Genomic DNA, 22,526 nt, shown 5'->3' with positions numbered 1-22,526 from the left:
CCGATGACGACATACAACGGCGGCGGGCGGCCCGAACCCAGTATGGTTCGGCCCTATTCCTTTACGGCCGGACGAACCCGGCCGAAGGTTGACCTTGCGGTAGAGGCGCTGGTTCAGTCGCTACCGGAAAGCCAAGAGCGGCGGCACGAGTTGTCCAACGTGGAAGTAGCTATCGTCGACATGTCGCAGAAGTCGCCGTCGGTAGCCGAGGTCGCCTCCTGGTTGGGGATGCCGCTCGGTGTGGTGCGAGTGTTGGTAGGCGATCTGGTCGCAGCGGGGCACGTGCGGGTGCATGCCACGCTGCAGGAAGATTCGAGCGACGCCGATCGTCGCGACCTGATCGAAAGGGTTCTCAGTGGTCTCCGAGGCATCTGATGCGGGCCGGCCGACGTCGGCGAAGATAGTGATCGCGGGTGGCTTCGGGGTAGGCAAAACGACGATGGTGGGGTCGGTCTCGGAGATCGTGCCGCTGCGTACCGAGGCGCTGGTCACCAATGCCAGCGTCGCGGTCGACGACCTCACCGCCACGCCGAACAAGGTCACCACCACCGTGGCGATGGATTTCGGCCGGATCAGCCTGGCCCAGGACTTGGTGCTGTACCTGTTCGGAACGCCGGGCCAGTATCGGTTCTGGTTCATGTGGGACGACCTGATTCGCGGTGCGATCGGTGCGGTCGTCCTGGTCGACACCCGGCGGTTGGACGACAGTTTCGCGGCCGTCGACTACTTCGAAGCCCGCAATCTGCCGTTCCTGGTCGCGGTGAACGAGTTCGACGATTCGCCGAACTATCCGATCGAAGACATCCGGGAGGCGCTGGCGGTGCCGGCGCAGGTGCCGATCACGTTTACCGATGCCCGAGATCGGGACCGCACCAAGGAGACGCTCGTGCAGTTGACCGAACTCGCGTTGCGGCGAGTGGTCACGAAAACCGGGTGATTCCGGAACCGGCCCGGAACCCGCGCCGACGGCCGTAGGCTGCCTTGATGAATGGTTGCCGCGTGTTGGTGCCCATCCTGGCCGGGCTGCTGGCCGTGGCGGTTCTCGGCACCGGGTGCGCCGGCAGCGAACGGTCGTCCGATGCTGCGGGCAGCGCTGCCGTAGGTGAGGCGATGCCGGCGCCGGCGCTGGAACCGAAAACCGGGTTTGCCGGCGACGTCCAGCGCCAGCAGCAACCATCCGATGCGATAGCTCGGAAAGAAGTGGTGACCGGCTCGGTGACCATGGCGGCCGCCGATCCGATCCAGGTAGCCGGGCAGATTGCCGAGCGAGCCCAAGCGTTGGGCGGGCGGGTGGACAGCCGGAGCGAGCAGCGCGGTACGGACGGTGTCGATCCGAGTGCCACGCTGACCCTGCGGATACCGGCCGACCGGACCGACGAGTTGATCGCCGGCCTCGGCGACCTGGGCCGGGTCGCCGACGTCGGTATCGACCGATCCGATGTCACCCTGCAGTCCGATGATCTGGACGCCCGGATTCGAGCGCTCCAAGCCTCGGTCGACCGCCTCCGGGCGCTGATCGCGCAGGCGTCGAACACCGCCGACCTGATCGAAGCGGAGAAGGCGGTCTCCGATCGCCAAGGCGAATTGGACAGCCTCACCGCGCAGCAGCGTCGACTGAACGACCAGGTCGCATTGTCCACCCTGACCGTCACGATCACCACGGACGCGCAGGCGCCTCGGCCATCGGGGCCGAGCTCGTTCTGGGGCGGTTTGTCGGCGGGTTGGCATTCGCTGGTCGACTGGCTCGGCGACGTGGTGGTGTTCACCGGCCGAGCTGTGCCGTGGCTGGTCTTCTTCGGGCTGATCGGGCTCGGCTGCGGCTGGCTGATCAGGCTGTTGCCCCGGCACCGGCGGAAGGTGCCGCCCGACCCGGCGGACTGAACCGTCAGCTGCCACCGCCGAAGTCGAGCTGTCGCCACGCCTCGTAGGCGGCGATCGCCGCAGCATTGGACAGGTTCAACGAGCGCCGTCCGGGCAACATCGGAATCCGCAGCTGCGCGGTCACCAGCGGGTCGGCCAGCACCTCGGCGGGCAGCCCGGTCGGTTCCGGACCGAACAGCAACACGTCGTCGGCTCGGTAGGCGACGTCGGTGTACCGCATGGTGGCATGTGCGGTAAACGCATATACCCGCTCCGGCGCCAGCGCGGCCCAGGCCGCCGGGAGGTCCGGGTGCACGGTGACCGAGGCCAGGTCGTGGTAATCGAGGCCCGCGCGGCGCAGCTTCGGTTCGGAGAGGTCGAATCCGAGCGGCTCGACGAGGTGCAACTCACAACCGGTTGCTGCGGTCAATCTGATCGCATTACCGGTGTTGGGCGGGATTTGTGGAGAGTAGAACACAATCCGGTACATAATGATCATCTTCCGGCTCGATCCGTCGACCCACACGCACAATAGGCGGCATGTCGACTGTGGATATCGAGGCGATCCTCGACGAGGACTACACCGATGTTCAACTGAGGGGCGAGTACTGGCAGAAGCGCACCTACGTTCGGTGCCGGTTCCGCGCGGCCGACATGAGCGGCCTGCGCACCGAATCGGTGACCTTCGTCGAGTGCGACTTCACCGGCACCGACCTGGCCGGTTCGCATCATCACCGGACCACCTTCCGGCGGTGTCAGTTCACCGGTACCGCGCTGTGGCACAGTTCGCTCCGGGATTGTTCGATGGTCGGTTCGACGTTCATCAGTTGCCGCCTGCGGCCGATCGAGCTGGCCGGGGTGGACTTCTCCCAGGCCTCGCTCGGCGGGGCCGACCTGCGGAACACCGACCTGTCCGGCTGCCGGTTGCGAGCGGCCAATCTGGTCTTGGCCGATCTGCGCGGCGCGACGTTGAGCTCGGTGGACCTGGTCGGTGCGCGCACCACCGGACTCCGACTGGAAGGCGCCGACATGCGTGGTGCGCAGGTCGACACCGTTTTCTGGGCATCCACCGGACTGTCCGAGACCCGGGTCGCGCCGGCGCAGACGATCGACTACGCGCGGGCGCACGGGCTGGTCGTCGAGTAGCCGTCGGCGTCGGTGGCCTGGCGTAGCCTGGCTGCGTGACCGAGCCTGGCTGCGCGACCGATACGACGGTGGGCGGTGTCCCGACCGGGTCGGCGACGCTGCTGGACGGGAAGACCACCCGAGACGAGATCTTCACCGATCTCACCGCGCGGGTGGCCGCGCTGCGAGCCCGCGGGATCGCCGTCGGTCTGGGTACGGTGCTGGTCGGCGCCGACCCCGGCTCGGCCACCTACGTCCGACTCAAGCATTCCGACTGCGCCAAAGTCGGGATCGCCTCGATCCGCCGGGATCTGCCCGCCGAGACCACCCAGGTGGAGTTGCATGCGGTAATCGACGAGCTGAACGCCGATCCGGCGTGTACCGGCTACCTGGTGCAGCTGCCGCTACCGAAGCAGCTGGACGAAAGTGCCGCCCTGGAGCGGATCGATCCGGTCAAGGACGCCGACGGTCTACACCCGCGGAATCTGGGCCGACTGGTGATCGGCGAGGACGCGCCGTTGCCGTGCACCCCGCGCGGTGTCATCCACTTGTTGCGCCGCTACCACATTCCGCTCGACGGTGCCCACGTGGTGATCGTCGGCCGCGGTATCACGGTCGGTCGGCCGCTCGGGCTGATGCTCACCCGGCGCTCGGAGAACGCGACGGTCACGCTGTGTCACACCGGGACCCGGGACCTGGCCGACGAGGTGCGGCGCGCCGACATCGTGGTCGCCGCGGCCGGCGCCCCCGGCCTGATCACCGCGGACATGATCAAACCGGGGGCGGCGGTGGTGGACGTCGGCGCGGCCCGCGGTCCGGATGGCCGGGTCGGCGACGTGGCTGCCGATGTCGCCGACGTGGCGGGTTATCTTTCGCCGAACCCGGGCGGGGTCGGCCCGCTGACCCGGGCGTTTCTCCTCACCAATGTGGTCGAGTGGGCCGAGAAACAAGCCGCGAGGTGACCGCACGGTCGCCCGCCGGTCCGCGGCGGCTGGCCCAGGTGATCCGCACGCATCTACCGGTGGCGATCGTCGGGGTGATCTATATCGTGGCGGTGCTGCTGGTGATGTCGGATCGCTGGCGCCGCGGGGCGCTCGTCTTCGGCGCCGGCACGATGCTGGCCGGGGTGGCCCGCTTCACCGTGGCCGAAGGTCGGCTGGGCTGGTTCGCCGTGCGTGGCCGCCGATTCGACGCTGCGGCACTGGTCGTTGTCGGCGCGATCATCGTCTGGCTGGCCGCCTACATCGACCCGTTGGGCACCGGCTGACCCGCGCGGCGCCGACCGACCCGCAGCGTGCGCTCAGTCGGCGGCCGACCGGGCCAGATCCAGCGTTTCCACCAGGAGCTTGCCGACCGCCGTGGTTTCGGTGAGGAAGCCGTCGTGGCCGTCGCGGGAGGTGATGACCGCCAGGCCCGAGCACCCGGGCAGTCCCTCGGCCAGCTCCGCCTGGGTGTGTAGCGGATAGAGCCGGTCGGAGTCGATGCCCGCGACGATCGTCGGAACTCGGACGTCGGCCAGTGCGGCTGCTACACCGCCGCGACCGCGGCCGATGTCGTGCCGGTTCATCGCATCGGTGAGCAGCACGTAGGTGGCGGGGTCGAATCGCGCGGCGAGCTTCGCCGCCTGATGATCGAGATAGCTCTGTACCGCGTACCGCCCACCTCGCCACGGGTCTTCGCCGGCTTGCGCGGCGTTGCCGAAGCGGTCGTCCAGCTCGAATTCGGTTCGATAGGTGAGATGAGCGATGCGGCGGGCCAGGCCCAGACCGTGCAGTGGCACCCGGCCGGTCTCGTGGTAGTCACCACCTTGCCAGTCGGGATCGGTGGTGATCGCCGCCATCTGGGTGGTCTGGGTGCCGATCTGATCGGCGGTCGCGCGGGCGCCGGTGGCCAGCACGAGCGCCGCACCGACCCGGTCCGGGTCGCCGACCAGCCACTCCAGCACGCGCATGCCACCCATCGACCCGCCGACGACGGCAGCGAACCGGGCGACCCCGATGGCGTCGGCGAACGTCCGCTCGGCGGTGACCTGGTCGCGGATCGAGATGCCCGGGAAGCGGGAGCCCCAGGCGCGGCCGTCCGGTGCGGCCGAACCCGGCCCGGTGCTACCGGCGCAGCCGCCGAGCACATTCGTCGCCACGATGCACCAGCGGTCGGTGTCCAGCGGTGCTCCCGGCCCGACCAGGCCGTCCCACCAACCGGCCGGCCGGCCCGGGTCACCCGGCCCGGTGACGAGCGAGTCGGCGGTCAGCGCGTGTTCGACGAGCACGATGTTGTCCCGGGCCGCCGACAGCTCACCCCAGCGCCGGGTGGCGATGTGCACGTCGGGGATCGTCGCGCCGCTCTCCAGCCGCACGTCACCGATCTGGACCAGGTCGAGCCGGCCGTCCGGCGGCGGCAGGTACGCCGCCGCCGACGTCGGGTGTCGCCGCGCGGCGACCGGGGCCGACATCAGTTCGCGATCGCGGCGAACCCGGACTGCAGGTCGGCCAGGATGTCGTCGATTCCTTCGATTCCGACGGCCAGCCGAACCAGGCCGGGCGTCACGCCGGCGGCGGCCTGCTCCTCGGGCGTCAGCTGCGAGTGGGTGGTGGATGCCGGATGGATTACCAGCGAGCGCACGTCGCCGATGTTGGCCACATGGCTGTGCAGGGTGAGCGCATCGACGAACTTCTTGCCCGCGTCCACGCCGTCCGCCAGCTCGAACGCGATGACCGCGCCGGTGCCGTTGGGTGCCAGCTGCCTACCGCGCTCGTACCAGGCCGACGTCGGCAGGCCGGCGTAGGCGACCGAGGTGACGCCCGGCTGCGCGGTCAGGAACTCGGCGACCGCCTGGGCGTTGCGGACGTGCCGCTCCATCCGCAGGCTGAGCGTCTCCAGACCTTGTGCGATCAGGAATGCGTTGAACGGTGAGATCGCGGCGCCGAGATCGCGGAGTAGCTGCACCCGGGCCTTCAGTGCGAACGCCGGCGCGCCGAGGTCGGCGTAGACCACGCCGTGGTAGCTGGGGTCGGGCTCGGTGAAGCCGGGGTACCGGGCGGCGCCGTCGGCGTCGGTCACCGTCCAATCGAAGCGACCGCCGTCCACGATCACGCCGGCGATCGCCGACCCGTGCCCGCCCAGATACTTCGTCGCCGAATGCACCACGATGTCGGCGCCCTGGCTCAACGGCTGGATCAGATACGGGGTGGCGACCGTGTTGTCGACGATCAGTGGGATGCCGGCGGCATGCGATACGGCGGATACGCCGGGTGTGTCGAATATGTCGTTCTTCGGATTGGAGATGGTCTCGCCGAAGAACGCCTTGGTGTTCGGCCGGATCGCGGCCCGCCACTGGTCCAGATCGTCCGGGTCGTCGACGAAGCTCACCTCGATACCCAGTTTGGGCAGCGAATAATGGAACAGGTTGTAGGTGCCGCCGTAGAGATGCGGGCTGGACACGATGTGGTCGCCGGCCTGTGCGAGATTCAGGATCGCGTAGGTCTCGGCGGCCTGGCCGGACGCCACGAGCAGTGCCGCGACGCCCCCCTCGAGCGCGGCGATCCGCTGCTCGACGGCGTCCTGGGTGGGGTTCATGATCCGGGTGTAGATGTTGCCCGGTTCGGCCAGCCCGAAGAGTGCCGCGGCGTGATCGGTATCGCGGAAGGTGTACGAGGTCGTCTGGTAGATCGGCAGCGCACGGGCGTTGGTGGTGGGATCCGGGGCCTGCCCGGCATGAATCTGTTTGGTCTCGAACGACCAGTTCTCGGGCAGCGTCGCATCGCTCATCGGGGTCTCCACGGGGTTGTCGAGTTGGGCAAGAACAGGACGGGGCCTATCGGTGACCGCAACACATGGTCGACCTCCTGCAGAATCCGCGCTTGCGTACGCTTGCCGCGTACGCCCGGTCGCTCACCCGGAGCACCCCACCGCGTAGGAGGGTTGCCGGCCAGCGAGCCGGGGCTTGGCGCTGGCGCTCTTGACCTGCCCGCCATCTTAACGTGCGCCGGGCTCGACGTGCGCCGGGCCCGAACGCGCCGGACTCACTCCGACCGGGCCGTCGCCGCCAGGTGGCGATACGCGTCGAACGTCTCGACCACGCTCCGCCGACAGTGCGCCACGCAGGCTGCACCCGAACCGCAGTTGTCCCACTCGTCCAGCGCCACGTGCATGATCGCCTGCCAGGTCGCGATGGTGAGCCGGACCCGGAGCTCGGTCGGCTCGGCGCCGAGCCGGTCGGCGACGACCGTGGCCATCGCGTGTGCCTTCCGCTCCCCGAACTCGCGGCTGCGGGCGGCGACTGCGGGGGTGTCTCGGAGTATCCGGTGCATCTGTCGGAAGCGATCGAAGGCGATCGGTTCGCCGGCGGCCGCGATCCGGTCCAGCAGGCCGAGGTAGGCATCGCACAGCGCGCGCAACTCGTCGCCGGTCACCGGCTGCGCGCGAAGCAGCTCGGTCGTCACACGCAACACGTCCTCGACCGGGCCGAGGATGATGTCGTCTTTCGTCTCGAAATACCGGTTGACGGTGCGCGCGGACACGTCCGCCGCCTCGGCGATCTGCTCGACCGTGGTCCGCTCGAAACCCTGAGCCTGACAGAGGTCGAGCGCCACTTCGATGATCCGGGTGCGGGTCTGCCGCTTCTTGCGTTCGCGCAGACCGACCGGCGTCGCTGCCGTGGTCATGGACCTCATCCTACGCCGACCGGCGGCGATAGTGGCAAGCGATGCCAAATGTCTGAATGCGACAAATTTCTGTTGACGCCAAATGGCGGTTGGTGACAGACTCGGCCCGAGCGGAGATTTCCTCGCCGCCCGCCAACTATTCGGAGGTCTCGTTGAGCAACACAGACGCCGCGGCGCCGACTACGGTCGCCGCTGCGGCTCCCGACTCGGGACGGTGGTGGGGCCTGGTCGTGATTGCCCTCGCCCAGCTCATGGTGGTGCTGGACGCCACGATCGTCACCATCTCGTTGCCGTTCGCCCAGGCCGATCTGGGCATCAGCGACAGCAACCGGCAGTGGGCGCTCACCGCCTACACATTGATCTTCGGTGGCCTGCTGTTGCTCGGCGGCCGGCTTGCCGACTACCTCGGCCGACGGCTGATGTTCCTCATCGGTCTCGCCGGATTCGCCGCTGCGTCGGCGCTGGCCGGGCTCGCCCAGAACGGCGCCGAACTCTTCGCCGGTCGCGGGCTGCAGGGCGCTTTCGCGGCCTTGCTCGCGCCGGCCGCGCTGTCCCTGCTGACGGTCACCTTCACCGAGCCCAAGGAACGCGCGCGTGCCTTCGGCGTCTTCGCCGGCATCTCGGCCGGTGGCGCGGCGCTGGGTCTGATCGTGGGCGGCGCCTTGACCGAGTACGCCTCGTGGCGGTGGTGCTTGTTGGTCAACACTCCGGTCGCGATCCTCGCGGCGATCGGTGCGCTGAGTGTGATCAAGAAGGACGTCCCGGTAGCGCGCACCGGTGGCTACGACGTGGCCGGTGCAGTCACCGCCACGCTCGGCCTGGTCAGCGTCGTGTACGGGTTCACCCGGGCGGCGGAAGCCGGCTGGTCGGCGGTGAGCACCGTCACCCTGTTCGCCGCCGGGGTGGTGTTGCTCGGCGCGTTCGTCGGGATCGAACGCCGGGCGCGCAATCCGCTACTTCCGCTGCGCATCCCCGGCGAAATCAACCGGGGTGGCTCGTATCTGGCCGCGCTGCTGTTGCCGATCGCGATGTTCGCGATGTTCCTGTTCCTCAGCTACTACTTCCAGGTGACGCTCGGCTACACGCCGTTGCACGCCGGGGTCGCCTTCCTGCCGTTCCCGGCGGGAATCATGGTGTCCGCGGCGATCGCCAGCCAGTTGCTGCCGCGGGTCGGGCCGCGGCCGCTGATGCTGACCGGTACGGCGCTGGGCACGATCGGGTTGCTCTACCTGGCGCAGTTGAGCCTGGGTGACAGCTATGTGAGTGGGGTGCTGCCGGCGCAGCTTCTGGTCGCGTTGGGGATGGGCCAGGTGTTCGTCGCCATGCAGACGACCGCGCTGCACGATGTCGATGCGCGGGACGCGGGGGTGGCGAGTGCGCTGCTCAACGCGGCGCAGCAGGTCGGCGGTTCGATCGGCACCGCGTTGCTGACCACGGTTGCGGTGCAGGTGTCCGACCGGTACGTCGCCGCGCACGCCGGCGCCGACCAGCTGATCGCGCGGGCCTCGATCCACAGCTACGACGTCGCGTTCTATTGGGGTGCCGGCTTCTTCGCTCTCGCGTTCGTCGTCGTCGCCGTGATGATCACGGGCCGTCCGGACGACCTCGAGCGTGGCCCGGCCGAGGAGTCCCCGGTCGAGCCGGAGTTGCAACCGGCCGCCGGCTGACCGGTACGGCAGCGGCGCATTCGATCCACGGATGCGCCGCTCCGGCATCTCGGGGGTAGCCGGGGGTATACGTTGACGGGTGGCCCGGCGAAGCGCCCCGAGGAGGACTCGAGTAGCCATGTCCAAGATCAAGGTAGTGGGCACGGTCGTCGAACTCGACGGCGACGAGATGACCCGGATCATCTGGCAGTTCATCAAGGACAAGCTGATCCATCCGTATCTGGATGTGGATCTCGACTATTACGACCTCGGCATCGAGCACCGCGATGCGACCGACGACCAGGTGACCATCGACGCGGCGAACGCGATCAAGCGGCACGGGGTCGGGGTCAAGTGCGCCACGATCACGCCGGACGAGGCGCGGGTCGAGGAGTTCGGGCTGAAGAAGATGTGGCGCTCGCCGAACGGCACCATTCGGAACATTCTCGGCGGCACGATCTTCCGGGCGCCGATCATCATCTCCAACGTGCCCCGGTTGGTGCCCGGCTGGACCAAGCCGATCATCATCGGCCGGCACGCCTTCGGCGATCAGTACCGGGCCACCGACTTCAAGGTGTTCGAGGCGGGCACGGTGACGATCACCTTCACGCCCGCCGACGGCGGCGAGCCGGTCGAGCATCAGGTGGTGCAGATGCCGGCCGACGGCGGGGTGGTGCTGGGCATGTACAACTTCAAGGACTCGATCGTCGACTTCGCCCGCGCCTCGTTCAACTACGGTTTGCAGCGCAACTATCCGGTGTACCTGTCGACCAAGAACACCATCCTCAAAGCGTACGACGGGATGTTCAAAGACACCTTCCAAGAGGTGTTCGACGCCGAGTTCAAGCCCGAGTTCGATGCGGCCGGTCTCACCTACGAGCACCGGCTCATCGACGACATGGTCGCCTCCTCGATGAAGTGGGAGGGCGGTTACGTCTGGGCCTGCAAGAATTACGACGGCGACGTGCAGTCCGACACGGTGGCGCAGGGGTTCGGTTCGCTCGGCCTGATGACCTCGGTGCTGCTCACCCCGGACGGCAAGATCTGCGAGGCCGAGGCGGCGCACGGCACCGTCACCCGGCACTATCGGCAGTACCAGCAAGGCAAACCGACCTCGACCAACCCGATCGCGTCGATCTTCGCCTGGACCCGTGGCCTGGAGCATCGCGGCAAGCTGGACGGGACGCCGGACGTGATCGGCTTCGCACATCGGCTGGAAGAGGTGGTCATCGGCACCGTCGAGGGCGGTGAGATGACCAAGGATCTCGCGCTCCTGGTCGGCGGCGACCAAAGTTACCTCACCACCGAGGAATTCCTCGGTGCGCTGGACCGTAACCTACGTAAGGCGCTGGCGGAGAACTGATTCCGCCTTGTCGGTGGTTTGCCCGGCAGACACCGGACCGGCCGCCGACGCCGATTGTTCCGACTGGGCCGAACGCACTCCGGCCGCCACCGCGGAAAAGTACGCCCGAAGTACCGCCGCCGTTCCGAGGTGCGCAGTCCTCGGCAACGCCGGTCGGCAATTCCTCAGTTCTGGCGGACCTTTCGGGCTACCGCTCGGACGGCCGCGTAGGTGATTGTGAACACGATGATGAGCACGATGCCGCTGGAGTTGCCGGACGTACCGCAGGTGGTGGGGAGCTGCGCTGCGCCGATTTCCTCGATCGCGATCAGGGTTCCGGCTACCGCAAGCACGGCTTCTGGCTGATAGGCGGCCAGCGCGCCGAACGGCGCAGCGACGAGCACCATCAACGCAAGCGGAATCGCGGTGTCCCCGAGGACGTCCACGGCCAGCGGTGAGGTCATGAACGTGAGAATCTCCAACGCGCCGAACCAGCCGAGGCCGACCGCAGACGACAGCTTGCCGGCGACAGCGGCGAGCCCGAAGCCCAACGCGGCCAGCAGAAACAGCAACGCGAACACCGCATAGCGAAGGGCGGGGGAAGCAGTACTGCACTGGCTGTCCTGCAGGAAGCTGATCGCCACCGGAATGGCCGCGATGACGCCGAGTGCCGAGTAGAACCATTGCGCGACGGTGCGCAGGTACGCAGCGGAGCCGAACGTCGCCGCGGCGATTCCCATACCGATCGCGAGGACCGCTGTCTCGGCCGGGTCGGCTGCCATTGTCGACGCAAGTGCGCCGAGGGCGACCGCACCCATCAATCCGCAGATGAACGGTCCGAACTGGGGGGTGCGGTCAGCCATCTGGGCGCGTTACTCCCAGTGCTTGCCGTGTTCTGCGCAGACCTGCCCCTTCGTGCAACGGCTGCACGTCAGCGCACCGAACACGTTGCTTGTGGCGCGTCCGCCCTTACAGCCTTGGCAGTCGAGCAATGGGCGAGAACACTTGTTGCACTTCGAACCGGCCATGGCCGGCCTCCTTACCTCGGATCGACATCGAGTTCCGGGCGCCGGCGAATCGGCCGTCGTCGAGGCGAAGCCGCAAGCGTCCCTTCCTCGTACGTTAGAGTCGGAAATGGTTTCCGGGTATCGGTCTTTCGGATGACAGTCGGTCATCCACTCCCGGGTCGGTCGACGTGCATATCAGGAGACACGCTCCGGACGAATCAGACCGCGACGAATCAGACCGCGCTGAGCTGCCGTGCGTGACCACTGATGTGTTCGGCGATCAGGGTCGCTATCCGGGCTGGATCCTCCAGCATCGGCACGTGCCCCACGCCGTGCATGACGATTCGGTCGGCGTCGGCGGGTAGTTCGTCGAGGAAGCGCCGGCCGTAGATCCGCATCGGGATGATCCGGTCGTGCTCGCAGAGCAGCAGTCGGGTCGGCGTGTGCACCTCGGCCAGATCCGCTATCCCGTCGGAGGTGATGTTGGTGCCGATCACCGGCAGAAACGCCGAGCAATGGATCGCCGCGGTGAGCATCGCCTGCGCACTGCTTCGCGACACCGCGCCGCTGTCGTGCACCGCGATGGGCAGGACCAATCGCTGCAGTAGCCGGTTGCGGGTGGCCCAACCGGGAACCAGACGTCCGATACCGATCAATGGGAGCAAGGAAAGGAATTCCATCCCGACCAGAAACTTCGCCGGGCTGAGTCGGGACCAGCCGCCGGCCGGGGCGATCGCGGTCAGCGTGCGGGCCCGGCCTCGGCGTTCCAGCTCGAAGCCGATCCAGCCGCCCAGCGAGTTTCCGGCGATGTGGCAGGTGTCCCATCCCAGCTCGTCGAGCATCAGCTCGATCCGATCGGCGAAGTCGGCGACACTCGCCTGCCGCACGGGCATCGGCGGACCGCCCCAGTGCCCGCTCAGGGCCGGTGCGAATACCTCGAACCGATCGGCCAGGCGTTCGGCGACGCCGGTCCAGACGTGCGGGGACAGCAGGAACGGTTGGATCAGCAGTAGGGGCTCGCCCGAGCCGAGATGGAGCGCCGGGGTCGGCCGGATCGGTTGCGTCATCGTCGGCGCCTTCCTGCCGGATCGCAGCGTTGCGATCAGATCACTACTTGCATTGTAGGTTCACCCGGTGACCCACTCGCCGCGATCGGCTACTGCCGTGCTGGTCGCCGCGCTCCTCGCGCTCCTCACGGTGCTGACCGGATGCGGACCGACCGCCCCGGAGACCTCCGTTCCGCCCGGCCGCGCGTCGTCGCAGGTCCCCGACGCGGTGCCGGCACAGGCCGGCAGCACCCTGCGGGAGATCGACGCGGGGCGATGGCCGGCCGATGCGGCGCCGGGAACCAAGGGGGGCGATGGCTGGGCGAATCGGGAGGGCCGGCTGCCGCGGATCGGCGCGGCCGGGACGCCGATCCGTTACCGCGAGTGGGACGTGAACCCGAAGCGGCCGGGTCGATCCCGGGACGCGGAGCGCATTGTCACCGGTAGTGACGGGTCCGCCTGGTACACCGGAGACCACTACGAAACGTTCGTGAGGATGCGCTGATGGCCGGTCGCCCCTTGCCGAGTTCGCCACCGCCGGACAGGTCACCGCTCGTGTCCGCAGTTGTGGCATTTCTTGCCGATCCGGCGGCACCGCCGATTGCGGCACTGCCGGTGGCTGCGGCGGTGGCTGCCGAGTTGCGGGTCGCGCTGCCGGCGCAGGGCTATCTGGTCCGCGAGCTGCGCGGCTCCCGGATGCGCACGGTGCCGGCGCTGTTCGACGAGTTCGCCGCGGCGTGGCAGTTCCCGTACTACTTCGGCGGCAACAAGGACGCTTTCGACGAGTGCCTGCGCGACCTGGATGAATGGGTCGGCCCGGCGGCCGGGTACGTCGTGGTGCTGCGAGATGCCGCCGAACTCCTTGCCGATGTGCCGGCGGAGCGCGCGTGGTTCGATGCCGCGATGGCCGACGCGGCGGCGTACTGGTCGGTCCGCGACGTCGCGTTCCGACTGCTCCGGCTCGGACCGCCCGCCGGCTATCCGGTGTTGGCCGGCTGAGCGGCCACGTGCGCACCGACCACCGTGAACAGTTCGGCGGTCCGGTCGACCAACTCGTCCCGGGTGACCGGCAGACGGCCGTCCAGCCAGCTCATCGTGGTCTCGATCAGCCCGCCGACCAGCATCGTCGCCGCGATCTCGGGTGCGGTCGCCGAGCTGGGCGCGCTGCCGTAGATCTGATCCCCGGCGGTCATCACCAGCAGGCTCAGCTGCCGGACGATCTCCGAACGCCGCCGCGCCAACACCGGATGGTTGATTCCTTCGACGAAGGCGACCCGGGACTTGCGCGGGTCGGCGGCGAACAGATCCACCGCGGCCCCGATCGCCGCCCGTGCCTGGTCCGGCACGTCGGCCGGAGCGCTGGTCATCGCCGTGACGATCGCCGGTGCGAGCTCGTCGACGATCCGGTCGAAGACCGCCTCCAACACCCCGGCCAGATCGGTGAAGCTCTCGTAGTAGTACCGCTCGTTCAGTCCGGCGCGCCGGCACAGCCCACCGACGGTGAGTTGCGCGAAGCCGTCCGTCCCGATCAGGTCCAGGGCTGCGTCGAGCAGGGCTGCTCGTCGTTGCATCTGGCGTTGCTCGGCGGACAAACCCGCGTATGCCCGTCCGGTCACACCGCCATTCTCGCATCTGGTTTCGGTGCCGCCTCTTGCCGGACGAGGCAATTTGGTAGAAGCTATTTCCAGATATCGCCGGGGCAAGGAGGCACCGTGGCCGGCTACTTTGCGGACAGGTCGATGGCCGTACGCGTCATGAGCAAGCGTGCGGTGGGACTCACCTACGGCCAGCGGGCGCTGGTGATCGGTGCGGTTCACCCACTGCTGTACATCGGCACCGCGACCCACACCGAACATCGGGAGACCCCGTACACCCGGCTGGCGATCACCGGCCGGCTGTTCGAGGCGGTCTTCCTCGGAAGTCGGGCGGAGGCCGATCGCGCGCTGGAATTCACCCGGCGCAAGCACGCCCGGGTGTCCGGCGCGATATCCGAGGACGCCGGTCCGGCCTATCCGGCGGGCACCCGGTACGACGCGCGCGATCCGCACCTGATGTTCATGACCATGGCGTTCACCTTCGACTCGGCGCTGGCCATGCACGAACTTCTGGTCCGGCGGCTCACCCCGGGCGAGCGGGAGGGACTCTGGCAGGACTATGTGCGCTGGGGCGAGTTGTTCGGCATGCCGCGCAGCGCAGCGCCGGTCGACTACCCGTCCTTCCGGGCGGCATTCGACGGCTATCTGGCTTCCGATCAGCCGTACCTGACCGACGAGGCTCGGCTGGTGGGCGCTTATCTGAGCGGTGCGCGCGAACCCGGCTACCCGTTGCCGGGAGCGGCCAAGCTGGCGGCGCCGGCGTTGGCGAAGGTGATCCAAGGTAGCGTGCCGGACCCGATCCGGCGGATGTACGGCATCGAGTGGGGAATCACCGACGAACTGGTGTTCCGTTCGGTGGTGCAGTCGATCCGGTCGGCACACCGGCGGGCACCGCTCGCCCCGGCCGTGCTGCGGCCGGTGCTGCGCGGTCGTAGCGCCGGTGGGTACACCACCGTCGCCCGGGGCGAACGAGCGGTTCGTCGGCACGGCGGCTCGACCATGCCCGATGTCGACCGCACCGCGGTGGTAGCCGGCCTCGCCGGCTGACCGCGCCGGCATGGAATGATCGGGCAGCGTGTCCGATCCCGCGCCCGCGAAGCCTCGCGTCCTGTCCGGAATCCAGCCGACCGCGGATTCCTTCCATCTCGGTAACTACCTCGGCGCACTGCGCAACTGGGTCGCGCTGCAGGACGACTACGACGCCTTCTACTTCATCCCGGACCTGCACGCGATCACGGCGCCGCACGATCCGGCTGCGTTGCGGCAGCGGACCCTGCTCAGCGTTGCCCAGCTGCTCGCGTTGGGGATCGACCCGCAGCGGGCCACGCTGTTCGTGCAGAGTCACGTGCCCGAACATGCCCAGTTGGCCTGGGTGCTGACCTGCCTGACCGGGTTCGGCGAGGCCACCCGGATGACCCAGTTCAAGGACAAGACCGCTCGGCAGGGCAATGATTCGGCCGGCGTCGGGCTGCTCACCTATCCGATGCTGCAGGCGGCCGACATCCTGCTTTACGACACCCAGTTGGTCCCGGTCGGGGAGGACCAGCGCCAGCATCTGGAGCTGACCCGGGACCTGGCCCAACGGTTCAACACCCGGTTCGGCCCGACGCTGACGGTGCCGGACGCACACATCGTCACCGGCACCGCCAAGATCTACGACCTGCAACAGCCGACGGCCAAGATGAGCAAGTCCGCCGCTACCGAAGCTGGATTGATCAACCTGCTCGACGACCCGGCCCGGTCGGCGAAGAAGGTGCGGTCGGCGGTGACCGATACCGAGCGCGAGGTCCGGTACGATCCGGAACAGAAACCGGGAGTTAGCAATCTCTTGGTAATTCAGAGCGCTTTGACCGATGTCGCCATCGGCGACCTGGAGCGGGAGTACGCCGGGAAGGGTTACGGGGACCTCAAAGCGGGGGTTGCCGACGCGCTGAGCGAGTTCCTGGCGCCGCTGCAGCTGAAGGTGGCACAGTACATGGACGACCGGGAAGAATTGGATCGCATCCTCGCTGCCGGTGCCGAGCGGGCGCGGAGTATTGCATCCGCCACCCTGGCACAGGTGTACGACCGGGTGGGTTTCCTGGCGCCGGCCGCCGGTGCCGTGACGTGAGAGTTGGACGATGCCGGATCCGATGGGCAAGCTGCGGCAGTTTCGAGATCGTCGGCCCTGGCTGGACCATCTGATCCGGGCGGGCGGGCGGTATCAGGATCAGCGCGGCGACTTCTACGCCGCCGGGATCACCTACTACACCGTGCTCGCGTTGTTTCCGCTCCTCATGGTGGCCTTTTCGGCTGCCGGTTTCGTCCTCGCCGGGAACTCCGATCTGCTGGATCAGATCCGGGAACGGATCACCGAGAACATTCCGGGTGAGATGGGTAGCCAGATCAACGATCTGATCAACCAGGCGATCAGCTCGCGGACCGGGGTCGGGGTGATCGGGCTGGTCGGTGCGCTCTATGCCGGGCTCGGCTGGATGGGCAACCTGCGCGCGGCGCTGACCGAGCAATGGGAGCAGAAGCACGACGACGCCGGCTTCGCGGCCACGAAACTGTCCGACCTGGGTGCGTTGATCGGCACCGCGCTCGCCATCGTGGTGTCGTTGGCGTTGTCTGCGCTCAGCGCCGGACCGATCATCACTCGTTTGTTGGACCTGGCCCACCTCGGCGATGCGCCGGGGGTGTCGTTGCTCCTGCGCGCAGCCTCGATCGCGGTGTCGATCCTCGCGTCCTGGGCGTTGTTCACCTGGGTGATCGCGCGGTTGCCTCGGGAGCCGGTCACGGTGCGTAGCGCGATGCGTGCCGGCCTGCTCGCGGCCGCGGTGTTCGAGGTGTTCAAGCAGCTCGGTGCGTTCTATCTGAAGAGCGTGCTGTCCAGCCCGGCCGGGGTCGCGTTCGGCCCGATCCTCGGGATCATGGTGTTCGGCTTCATCAGCTGGCGAATCCTCCTGTTCGCCACCGCTTGGGCGGCCACCGCGAAGGAGAATCTGGCGTTGACCCATGTCCCGGCCCCGGAACCGGTGGTGATCCGGCCGCGGGTGGAGGTTCGACCCGCGGCGTCGGTGTGGGCCGGGATCGCGCTGTTCGGGGCCGGGGCGCTCGCCGCGCTCGGTCTGCGGCGGCGTCGCCAGTAGGTCGCGGCGCGCGGTCAGCGGCGCCGGTCGTGCAGCATGCTGGCGGTGAGCAGCAGCAACACGATCGCCAGTAGTCCGCCGAGGATCAGCCCGATCCGCAGCGGCCAATGCGGGAGGGTCGGCGACGCGGTGCCGGCCGGCGCGGCAATCGCGGTCGGTGCGATCGTCCCCGGCTCGGCGATCGGTTGCGGCTGCGCCGCTCGCGACTCCGGTGCGGCCGGTTCGGCGGTTGCCGCGAGGGTGCCCACGGAAGCGTCGCGGGGTAGCGCGAAGCCGTAGTCGAGCAACCGCGCGCCCTGCTCCCACGGCCGGATCGGCAGCACGTCGGCCTGCATCAGGGCGACCACCAGCCGTCGTCCACCCCGTTCGGCCCCGGCCAGGAAAGTGTGCCGAGCGTCGTCGGTATACCCGGTCTTGCCGCCGATCGCGCCGTCGTAGTTGTAGAGCAGCTGGTTGTCGTTGCCGATCGCGAATCCGGGATGGTCGATGTCCTCGGGAATCCGTGGGTCCTTCGGAAAGCCGGGAAAGTCGATCTGCTCGGTGTGGATGATCTGCTCGAAGCGTGGTAACTGCATGGCGGTCCGGAAGATCAGCGCCAGGTCGTAGGCCGAGCTGGACATCCCGGGTCCGTCGAGCCCGGCCGGGGTGGCGGCCCGGGTGTCCAGCGCGCCGAGCGTCCGCGCTTGCGCGTTCATCTTGCGCAGGGTCGCATCGACGCCGCCGAGCTCGCGCGCGATCACGTTCGCGGCATCGTTGCCCGATGCCATCAACAACGCGTGCATCAGCTGATCGTTGGAGTACTGCCCACCTGGGCCGATCCCGACCCGGGTGCCGTCCACCGCGGCGTCCTCGGCTGTTCCGGTGACCACCCGGGAGAGATCCAGTTCGCGGAGCGCGACGATCGCCAGCAATGTCTTGATCGTGCTGGCCGGACGGTAGCGGCCGTGCGGATCCTTGGCGGCGAGCACGTTCCCGGTATCCAGATCGGCAACCACCCACGAGGTGGCCGAGATGTCCTTCGGCAGCGCCGGCGCGCCGGCCGGAACGATCGTGCCGCATCGGCCGAGCATCGTACCGCCGACCGGCTGGTCCGGCACCGGCAACGGCTGGGGCTTGGGTTGGCCCGGGGTCGGGATCTCGGATGCATCGATCGCCCGCGGCGGTTGCGTTCGGTTCGGGCACGAATCGGTGTCCGGAGTGCGGAACGGCGTGCTGGTCGGGGTCGCCGACGTGGTGATCGGCACCGGTGGATCGGGTTGCGCCCCGGCCGTCCCGGCCGCCCCGGTGAGCAGCACCGATACCAACGCCGCTGCGACCGCGGCAGTGCGGTGCGGGGAGCCCAACGTGATCATCGGTGAGCGAGCGTATGTGCTCGGTGGTCGCGGCGCGGGCGATCGGGCTTATCCGCAGGACGTTCTCGATCTCGGCCGGGGCCGCAGCGTCGCACGCTCGGTGCGCCGAGCTCGGATCAGCGCGCGAACAGCAACGCCCGCTTGACCTCCTGGATCGCTTTGGTCACCTCGATGCCACGGGGGCAGGCATCGGTGCAGTTGAAGGTGGTGCGGCAGCGCCAGACACCGTCGCGATCGTTGAGGATGTCCAGTCGCTCCCGGGCACCCTCGTCTCGGCTGTCGAAGATGAACCGGTGCGCGTTGACGATTGCGGCCGGCCCGAAGTAGGAGCCGTCGTTCCAGTAGACCGGGCAGGACGTGGTGCAGCAGGCGCACAGGATGCACTTGGTGGTGTCGTCGAAGCGATGCCGGTCGGTGGCGGATTGGATGCGCTCCCGGGTCGGCTCGTTACCCGAGGTGATCAGGTACGGCTTGACGGCGCGGTAGGCATCGAAGAACGGCTCCATGTCGACCACGAGGTCCTTCTCCACCGGCAGGCCGCGGATCGGCTCGACGGTGACCTCGAGCGTCTTGCCGGCCTTCTTCGGCAGCATGTCGCGCATCAGGACTTTGCAGGCCAGTCGGTTCACCCCGTTGATCCGCATCGCGTCCGAGCCGCACACCCCGTGCGCACACGAGCGACGGAAGGTCAGGGTGCCGTCCAGATAGGACTTGATGTAGATCAGCAGGTTCAGGAACCGGTCGGTCGGCAGGCACGGCACCTGGAACGTCTCCCAGTGCTCGCCCAGGCTGTCCTCCGGGTTGAACCGGGCGACCTTCACGTTCACCATCACCGAGCCCTCGGGCACCGGCGCCTCGCGCGGCGGTGCGGTCTGCGGGCTCTTGTCGAGAACAGTGTTCACCAGAAGTCCTTCGGGGGTACGTGGGGGCCGGGCCCCGCGGGGTCAGTACTTCCGCTCCATCGGCTCGTAGCGGGTCTGCACGACCGGTTTGAAGTCCAGCCGGACCTCCGACAACAGATCGGGGCCGTCCTTGTACGCCATGGTGTGCCGCATGAAGTTGACGTCGTCGCGGCTGGGATAATCCTCCCGGGCGTGCCCGCCGCGGGACTCCTTCCGATTCAGCGCGCCGACCACGGTGACCTCGGCCAGCTCCAGCAGGAAGCCCAGCTCGACGGCCTCCAAGAGGTCGGTGTTGTACCGCTTGCCCTTGTCCTGCACGGTGATTCGCGCGTACCGCTCCTTGAGCGCGTGGATATCGTGCAAGGCCTGTTTCAGCGTGTCCTCGGTGCGGAACACCGACGCGTTGTTGTCCATGCTGCGCTGCAGATCGGTCCGGATATCGGCGACCCGCTCGTCGCCGTGCTCGGACAGGATCAGCGCCAGCCAGTCCTGCACCATGGCAGCCGGATCGGGCGGCATCTCGACGAAATTGTGCCGACGCGCGTACTCGGCGGCGGCGATACCGGCGCGCCGACCGAACACGTTGATGTCGAGCAGCGAGTTGGTGCCCAGCCGGTTCGCCCCGTGCACCGACACACAGGCGCACTCGCCGGCCGCGTAGAGGCCGTGGACGATCTCGTGGTTGTTGCGCAATACCTCGCCGCGGATCCGGGTCGGAATGCCGCCCATCACATAGTGGCAGGTGGGGAACACCGGGACCAGTTCGGTGACCGGGTCGACGCCCAGGTAGGTGCGGGCGAACTCGGTGATATCCGGCAGCTTCTCGGCAAGGACCTCCTCGCCGAGGTGGGTCACGTCGATGTAGACGTAATCCTTGTCCGGGCCGGCGCCTCGGCCTTCCAGCACCTCCAGCACCATCGAGCGGGCGACGATGTCGCGGGGCGCGAGGTCCTTGATGGTCGGCGCGTAGCGTTCCATGAATCGTTCGCCGTCGGCATTGCGCAGAATCCCGCCTTCGCCGCGTACCGCCTCGGAGATGAGGATGCCCAGGCCGGCCAGCCCGGTCGGATGGAACTGGTGGAACTCCATGTCCTCCAGCGGCAGGCCCTTGCGGAACACGATCGCCATGCCGTCGCCGGTCAGCGTGTGCGCGTTCGAGGTGGTCTTGTACATCCGCCCCGAGCCGCCGGTGGCGATCACCACCGACTTGGCATGGAAGACATGCAGCTCGCCGGTGGCCAGCTCGTAGGCGACGACGCCGGTCGCGGTCGCCCCGTGATCGGTCTCGGTGATTGCGATGTCGAGTACGTAGAACTCGTTGAAGAACTGCACGTCGTGCTTGACGCAGTTCTGGTAAAGCGTCTGCAGGATCATGTGCCCGGTGCGGTCGGCGGCGTAGCAGGCCCGGCGCACCGGAGCCTTGCCGTGGTCGCGGGTGTGCCCGCCGAACCGGCGCTGATCGATCCGGCCTTCCGGGGTGCGGTTGAACGGCAGGCCCATCTTCTCCAGATCGAGCACGGCGTCGATGGCCTCCTTGGCCATGATCTCGGCGGCGTCCTGGTCGACCAGGTAGTCGCCGCCCTTGACCGTGTCGAAGGTGTGCCACTCCCAGTTGTCTTCCTCGACGTTGGCCAGTGCGGCACACATGCCACCCTGGGCCGCGCCGGTGTGCGACCGGGTCGGGTACAGCTTGGTGAGCACGGCGGTGCGGGCGCGTGGCGCGGCCTCGATCGCCGCCCGCATCCCGGCGCCGCCCGCCCCGACGATCACGACGTCGTACTTGTGTTCTTGCATCGCGGGAGAACTCCTGAAGGTCTAGTTCGCCGAAATGGTCGGGTCGAAGGTGAAGATCACATAGGTGCCCGTGCCCATCACCAGGATCATCGACAGCACCAGCAGCGTGTTCAGCCAGAACCGGGTGGAGTCCTTGCGGGCGTAGTCCGCGATCACGGTGCGCAGCCCGTTTCCGCCGTGCAGCTGGGCCAGCCAGAGCATGGTCAGGTCCCACAACTGCCAGAAGGGGCTCGACCAACGGCCGGCGACGAAAGCGAAGTTGATCCGGTGTACCCCGTCGTCCAGCATCAACATGATGAACAGGTGACCGAAGGTCAGAATCACCAAGGCGAGCCCGGAGAACCGCATGAACAGCCAGGCGTAGAGCTCGAAGTTGTTCTTCGACAGCTGCCGCGGCGAGCGAGGATTGTCCAGGCTTGCCGGTCGGTCGTACTCCTGGCCGAGCACCGGTGCGGGGCGCTTGTCCACGGTCATCGTTTCCTCACCGCCCTCAGTGCGTCGTGAACATCAGGTACAGCAACCGGCCGGCCGCCGGAATCATCACCACGAGCCAGATGGCCGCGATGCCCCAGAGCATCTGCCGCTGGTATCGCGGTCCCTTGGCCCAGAAGTCGACCAGCATCACCCGAATGCCGTTGAGGGCGTGGTAAAGCACGCAGGCCACCAGGGCCATCTCCATCAACCCGACGATCGGGTTCTTGTAGGTGCCGACCACCTCGTCGTAGATGTCCGGGCTCACCCGGACCAGGGCCGTGTCGAGCACATGAACGAAGAGGAAGAAGAACACCGTGACGCCGGTGATCCGATGCAGCACCCACGACCACATACCGGGGTCGCCGCGATACAACGAGCGACGGACCTCCGCTTCCGGGGCCGCCTCGGTCGTGTCGGTCATGGAAATTGCGCCTCCAACATCGACGGTGGACACTCGGGCCGGCAACGTGTGGGCTGGTCACACCGGTGTTCGGTCCAGTGCTGGAACTGTAATCCCCCGAGGAATCGGGCGACGAATCCTTTCGAATACCGGACCGGTGCCGTTATCCGGCCGACATCCGGTGCGAG

25 protein-coding genes and 1 riboswitch are annotated in these 22,526 nt (G+C 67.9%); of the genes, 13 read left to right on the top strand and 12 right to left on the bottom strand.

The window, feature by feature from the left end; translation table 11 throughout:
- Window positions 1-3 precede the first annotated feature (3 nt).
- The 3 genes from KV203_RS16205 to KV203_RS16195 all read left to right on the top strand — a co-directional run bounded on the left by KV203_RS16205 (window position 4) and on the right by KV203_RS16195 (window position 1,881).
- Entirely contained in the window at window positions 4-375 is a 372-nt protein-coding gene (locus tag KV203_RS16205) for a DUF742 domain-containing protein (RefSeq protein WP_066472572.1), read from the top strand.
- Between the two features lie 64 nt (window positions 376-439).
- A complete protein-coding gene (locus KV203_RS16200) occupies window positions 440-937 on the top strand; it encodes a GTP-binding protein (RefSeq protein WP_246600188.1) in 498 nt (165 codons plus the stop codon).
- 47 nt (window positions 938-984) lie between these two features.
- The gene (locus KV203_RS16195) at window positions 985-1,881 is read left to right on the top strand and encodes a DUF4349 domain-containing protein (protein ID WP_083530193.1); all 897 of its coding nucleotides are present in this window, start codon (window positions 985-987) and stop codon (window positions 1,879-1,881) included.
- A 4-nt stretch (window positions 1,882-1,885) separates the two neighbouring features.
- Here the strand turns inward: KV203_RS16195 and KV203_RS16190 are convergent, their stop codons facing one another.
- Entirely contained in the window at window positions 1,886-2,350 is a 465-nt protein-coding gene (locus KV203_RS16190) for a tRNA (cytidine(34)-2'-O)-methyltransferase (protein ID WP_066472698.1), read from the bottom strand.
- A gap of 50 nt (window positions 2,351-2,400) precedes the next feature.
- Here KV203_RS16190 and KV203_RS16185 point away from each other — a divergent pair, with 50 nt between their 5' ends.
- The 3 genes from KV203_RS16185 to KV203_RS16175 all read left to right on the top strand — a co-directional run bounded on the left by KV203_RS16185 (window position 2,401) and on the right by KV203_RS16175 (window position 4,252).
- Window positions 2,401-3,006: a pentapeptide repeat-containing protein gene (locus KV203_RS16185; RefSeq protein WP_066472561.1), complete on the top strand. Its 606-nt coding sequence runs from the start codon at window positions 2,401-2,403 to the stop codon at window positions 3,004-3,006.
- Between the two features lie 68 nt (window positions 3,007-3,074).
- Complete coding sequence (locus KV203_RS16180; RefSeq protein WP_066472693.1) at window positions 3,075-3,947, top strand: bifunctional methylenetetrahydrofolate dehydrogenase/methenyltetrahydrofolate cyclohydrolase; 873 nt, start codon at window positions 3,075-3,077, stop codon at window positions 3,945-3,947.
- Window positions 3,944-4,252, top strand: a complete 309-nt coding sequence (locus KV203_RS16175; RefSeq protein WP_246600187.1) for a DUF3017 domain-containing protein — start codon at window positions 3,944-3,946, stop codon at window positions 4,250-4,252. Before KV203_RS16180 ends, KV203_RS16175 begins: the two co-directional genes overlap by 4 nt.
- 33 nt (window positions 4,253-4,285) lie before the next feature.
- Here KV203_RS16175 and metX read toward each other — a convergent pair whose 3' ends face one another.
- From metX to KV203_RS16160, 3 genes are all read right to left on the bottom strand, one after another.
- Entirely contained in the window at window positions 4,286-5,437 is a 1,152-nt protein-coding gene (gene metX / locus KV203_RS16170) for a homoserine O-acetyltransferase MetX (protein ID WP_066472558.1), read from the bottom strand.
- Window positions 5,437-6,753 (bottom strand): bifunctional o-acetylhomoserine/o-acetylserine sulfhydrylase, encoded by a 1,317-nt coding sequence (locus KV203_RS16165; protein WP_066472689.1) that lies wholly within the window; start codon window positions 6,751-6,753, stop codon window positions 5,437-5,439. Before KV203_RS16165 ends, metX begins: the two co-directional genes overlap by 1 nt.
- A gap of 83 nt (window positions 6,754-6,836) precedes the next feature.
- Window positions 6,837-6,949: riboswitch (SAM riboswitch) on the bottom strand.
- A gap of 58 nt (window positions 6,950-7,007) precedes the next feature.
- Window positions 7,008-7,649, bottom strand: coding sequence for a TetR/AcrR family transcriptional regulator (locus KV203_RS16160; RefSeq protein WP_066472555.1), 642 nt, complete (start codon window positions 7,647-7,649; stop codon window positions 7,008-7,010).
- A 152-nt stretch (window positions 7,650-7,801) separates the two neighbouring features.
- On the opposite strand from KV203_RS16160, the gene KV203_RS16155 reads away from it, so the two are divergent.
- Together KV203_RS16155 and KV203_RS16150 are read left to right on the top strand one after the other, a co-directional pair.
- A complete protein-coding gene (locus KV203_RS16155) occupies window positions 7,802-9,316 on the top strand; it encodes an MFS transporter (protein ID WP_066472687.1) in 1,515 nt (504 codons plus the stop codon).
- Between the two features lie 118 nt (window positions 9,317-9,434).
- Window positions 9,435-10,658 carry an NADP-dependent isocitrate dehydrogenase gene (locus KV203_RS16150; RefSeq protein WP_066472552.1) on the top strand — a complete coding sequence of 408 codons (1,224 nt, stop codon included), beginning with the start codon at window positions 9,435-9,437 and terminating at the stop codon, window positions 10,656-10,658.
- A 164-nt stretch (window positions 10,659-10,822) separates the two neighbouring features.
- Here KV203_RS16150 and KV203_RS16145 read toward each other — a convergent pair whose 3' ends face one another.
- Together KV203_RS16145 and KV203_RS16140 are read right to left on the bottom strand one after the other, a co-directional pair.
- Window positions 10,823-11,500, bottom strand: a complete 678-nt coding sequence (locus KV203_RS16145; protein ID WP_066472550.1) for a hypothetical protein — start codon at window positions 11,498-11,500, stop codon at window positions 10,823-10,825.
- Between the two features lie 377 nt (window positions 11,501-11,877).
- On the bottom strand, window positions 11,878-12,711 hold the full coding sequence (locus KV203_RS16140; RefSeq protein ID WP_066472548.1) for an alpha/beta fold hydrolase: 834 nt from the start codon (window positions 12,709-12,711) through the stop codon (window positions 11,878-11,880).
- Between the two features lie 67 nt (window positions 12,712-12,778).
- On the opposite strand from KV203_RS16140, the gene KV203_RS16135 reads away from it, so the two are divergent.
- Together KV203_RS16135 and KV203_RS16130 are read left to right on the top strand one after the other, a co-directional pair.
- Window positions 12,779-13,195, top strand: coding sequence for a guanyl-specific ribonuclease (locus KV203_RS16135; protein ID WP_066472546.1), 417 nt, complete (start codon window positions 12,779-12,781; stop codon window positions 13,193-13,195).
- A 50-nt stretch (window positions 13,196-13,245) separates the two neighbouring features.
- A complete protein-coding gene (locus tag KV203_RS16130; protein WP_246600186.1) occupies window positions 13,246-13,689 on the top strand; it encodes a barstar family protein in 444 nt (147 codons plus the stop codon).
- Here KV203_RS16130 and KV203_RS16125 read toward each other — a convergent pair.
- Window positions 13,668-14,306 carry a TetR/AcrR family transcriptional regulator gene (locus tag KV203_RS16125; RefSeq protein ID WP_246600185.1) on the bottom strand — a complete coding sequence of 213 codons (639 nt, stop codon included), beginning with the start codon at window positions 14,304-14,306 and terminating at the stop codon, window positions 13,668-13,670. The two genes, KV203_RS16130 and KV203_RS16125, sit on opposite strands and share 22 nt — an antisense overlap.
- 123 nt (window positions 14,307-14,429) lie before the next feature.
- On the opposite strand from KV203_RS16125, the gene KV203_RS16120 reads away from it, so the two are divergent.
- Genes KV203_RS16120 through yhjD form a run of 3 tightly spaced genes read left to right on the top strand, consistent with a single transcriptional unit; the run spans window position 14,430 to window position 17,416 of the window.
- On the top strand, window positions 14,430-15,332 hold the full coding sequence (locus KV203_RS16120) for an oxygenase MpaB family protein (protein ID WP_066472533.1): 903 nt from the start codon (window positions 14,430-14,432) through the stop codon (window positions 15,330-15,332).
- Window positions 15,333-15,360: 28 nt separating this feature from the next.
- Complete coding sequence (trpS, locus tag KV203_RS16115; protein ID WP_066472525.1) at window positions 15,361-16,395, top strand: tryptophan--tRNA ligase; 1,035 nt, start codon at window positions 15,361-15,363, stop codon at window positions 16,393-16,395.
- A gap of 10 nt (window positions 16,396-16,405) precedes the next feature.
- Window positions 16,406-17,416: an inner membrane protein YhjD gene (gene yhjD / locus KV203_RS16110; protein ID WP_066472523.1), complete on the top strand. Its 1,011-nt coding sequence runs from the start codon at window positions 16,406-16,408 to the stop codon at window positions 17,414-17,416.
- A 14-nt stretch (window positions 17,417-17,430) separates the two neighbouring features.
- Here the strand turns inward: yhjD and KV203_RS16105 are convergent, their stop codons facing one another.
- The 5 genes from KV203_RS16105 to sdhC all read right to left on the bottom strand — a co-directional run bounded on the left by KV203_RS16105 (window position 17,431) and on the right by sdhC (window position 22,359).
- Entirely contained in the window at window positions 17,431-18,768 is a 1,338-nt protein-coding gene (locus KV203_RS16105) for a D-alanyl-D-alanine carboxypeptidase family protein (protein ID WP_157079877.1), read from the bottom strand.
- 116 nt (window positions 18,769-18,884) lie between these two features.
- Window positions 18,885-19,598 (bottom strand): succinate dehydrogenase iron-sulfur subunit, encoded by a 714-nt coding sequence (locus tag KV203_RS16100; RefSeq protein ID WP_373279240.1) that lies wholly within the window; start codon window positions 19,596-19,598, stop codon window positions 18,885-18,887.
- Between the two features lie 114 nt (window positions 19,599-19,712).
- Window positions 19,713-21,464, bottom strand: coding sequence for a succinate dehydrogenase flavoprotein subunit (sdhA, locus tag KV203_RS16095; RefSeq protein WP_066472513.1), 1,752 nt, complete (start codon window positions 21,462-21,464; stop codon window positions 19,713-19,715).
- Between the two features lie 21 nt (window positions 21,465-21,485).
- On the bottom strand, window positions 21,486-21,938 hold the full coding sequence (locus KV203_RS16090) for a succinate dehydrogenase hydrophobic membrane anchor subunit (protein ID WP_066472511.1): 453 nt from the start codon (window positions 21,936-21,938) through the stop codon (window positions 21,486-21,488).
- A 16-nt stretch (window positions 21,939-21,954) separates the two neighbouring features.
- A complete protein-coding gene (gene sdhC / locus KV203_RS16085) occupies window positions 21,955-22,359 on the bottom strand; it encodes a succinate dehydrogenase, cytochrome b556 subunit (RefSeq protein WP_083530190.1) in 405 nt (134 codons plus the stop codon).
- Window positions 22,360-22,526 lie beyond the last annotated feature (167 nt).

Origin of the sequence: Skermania piniformis (assembly GCF_019285775.1) — a bacterium.
GTDB classification, from domain to species: Bacteria; Actinomycetota; Actinomycetes; order Mycobacteriales; family Mycobacteriaceae; genus Skermania; species Skermania pinensis.
Note: the sequence above shows the minus strand (reverse complement) of the source record. Positions and strands in the feature narration are given on the sequence as shown.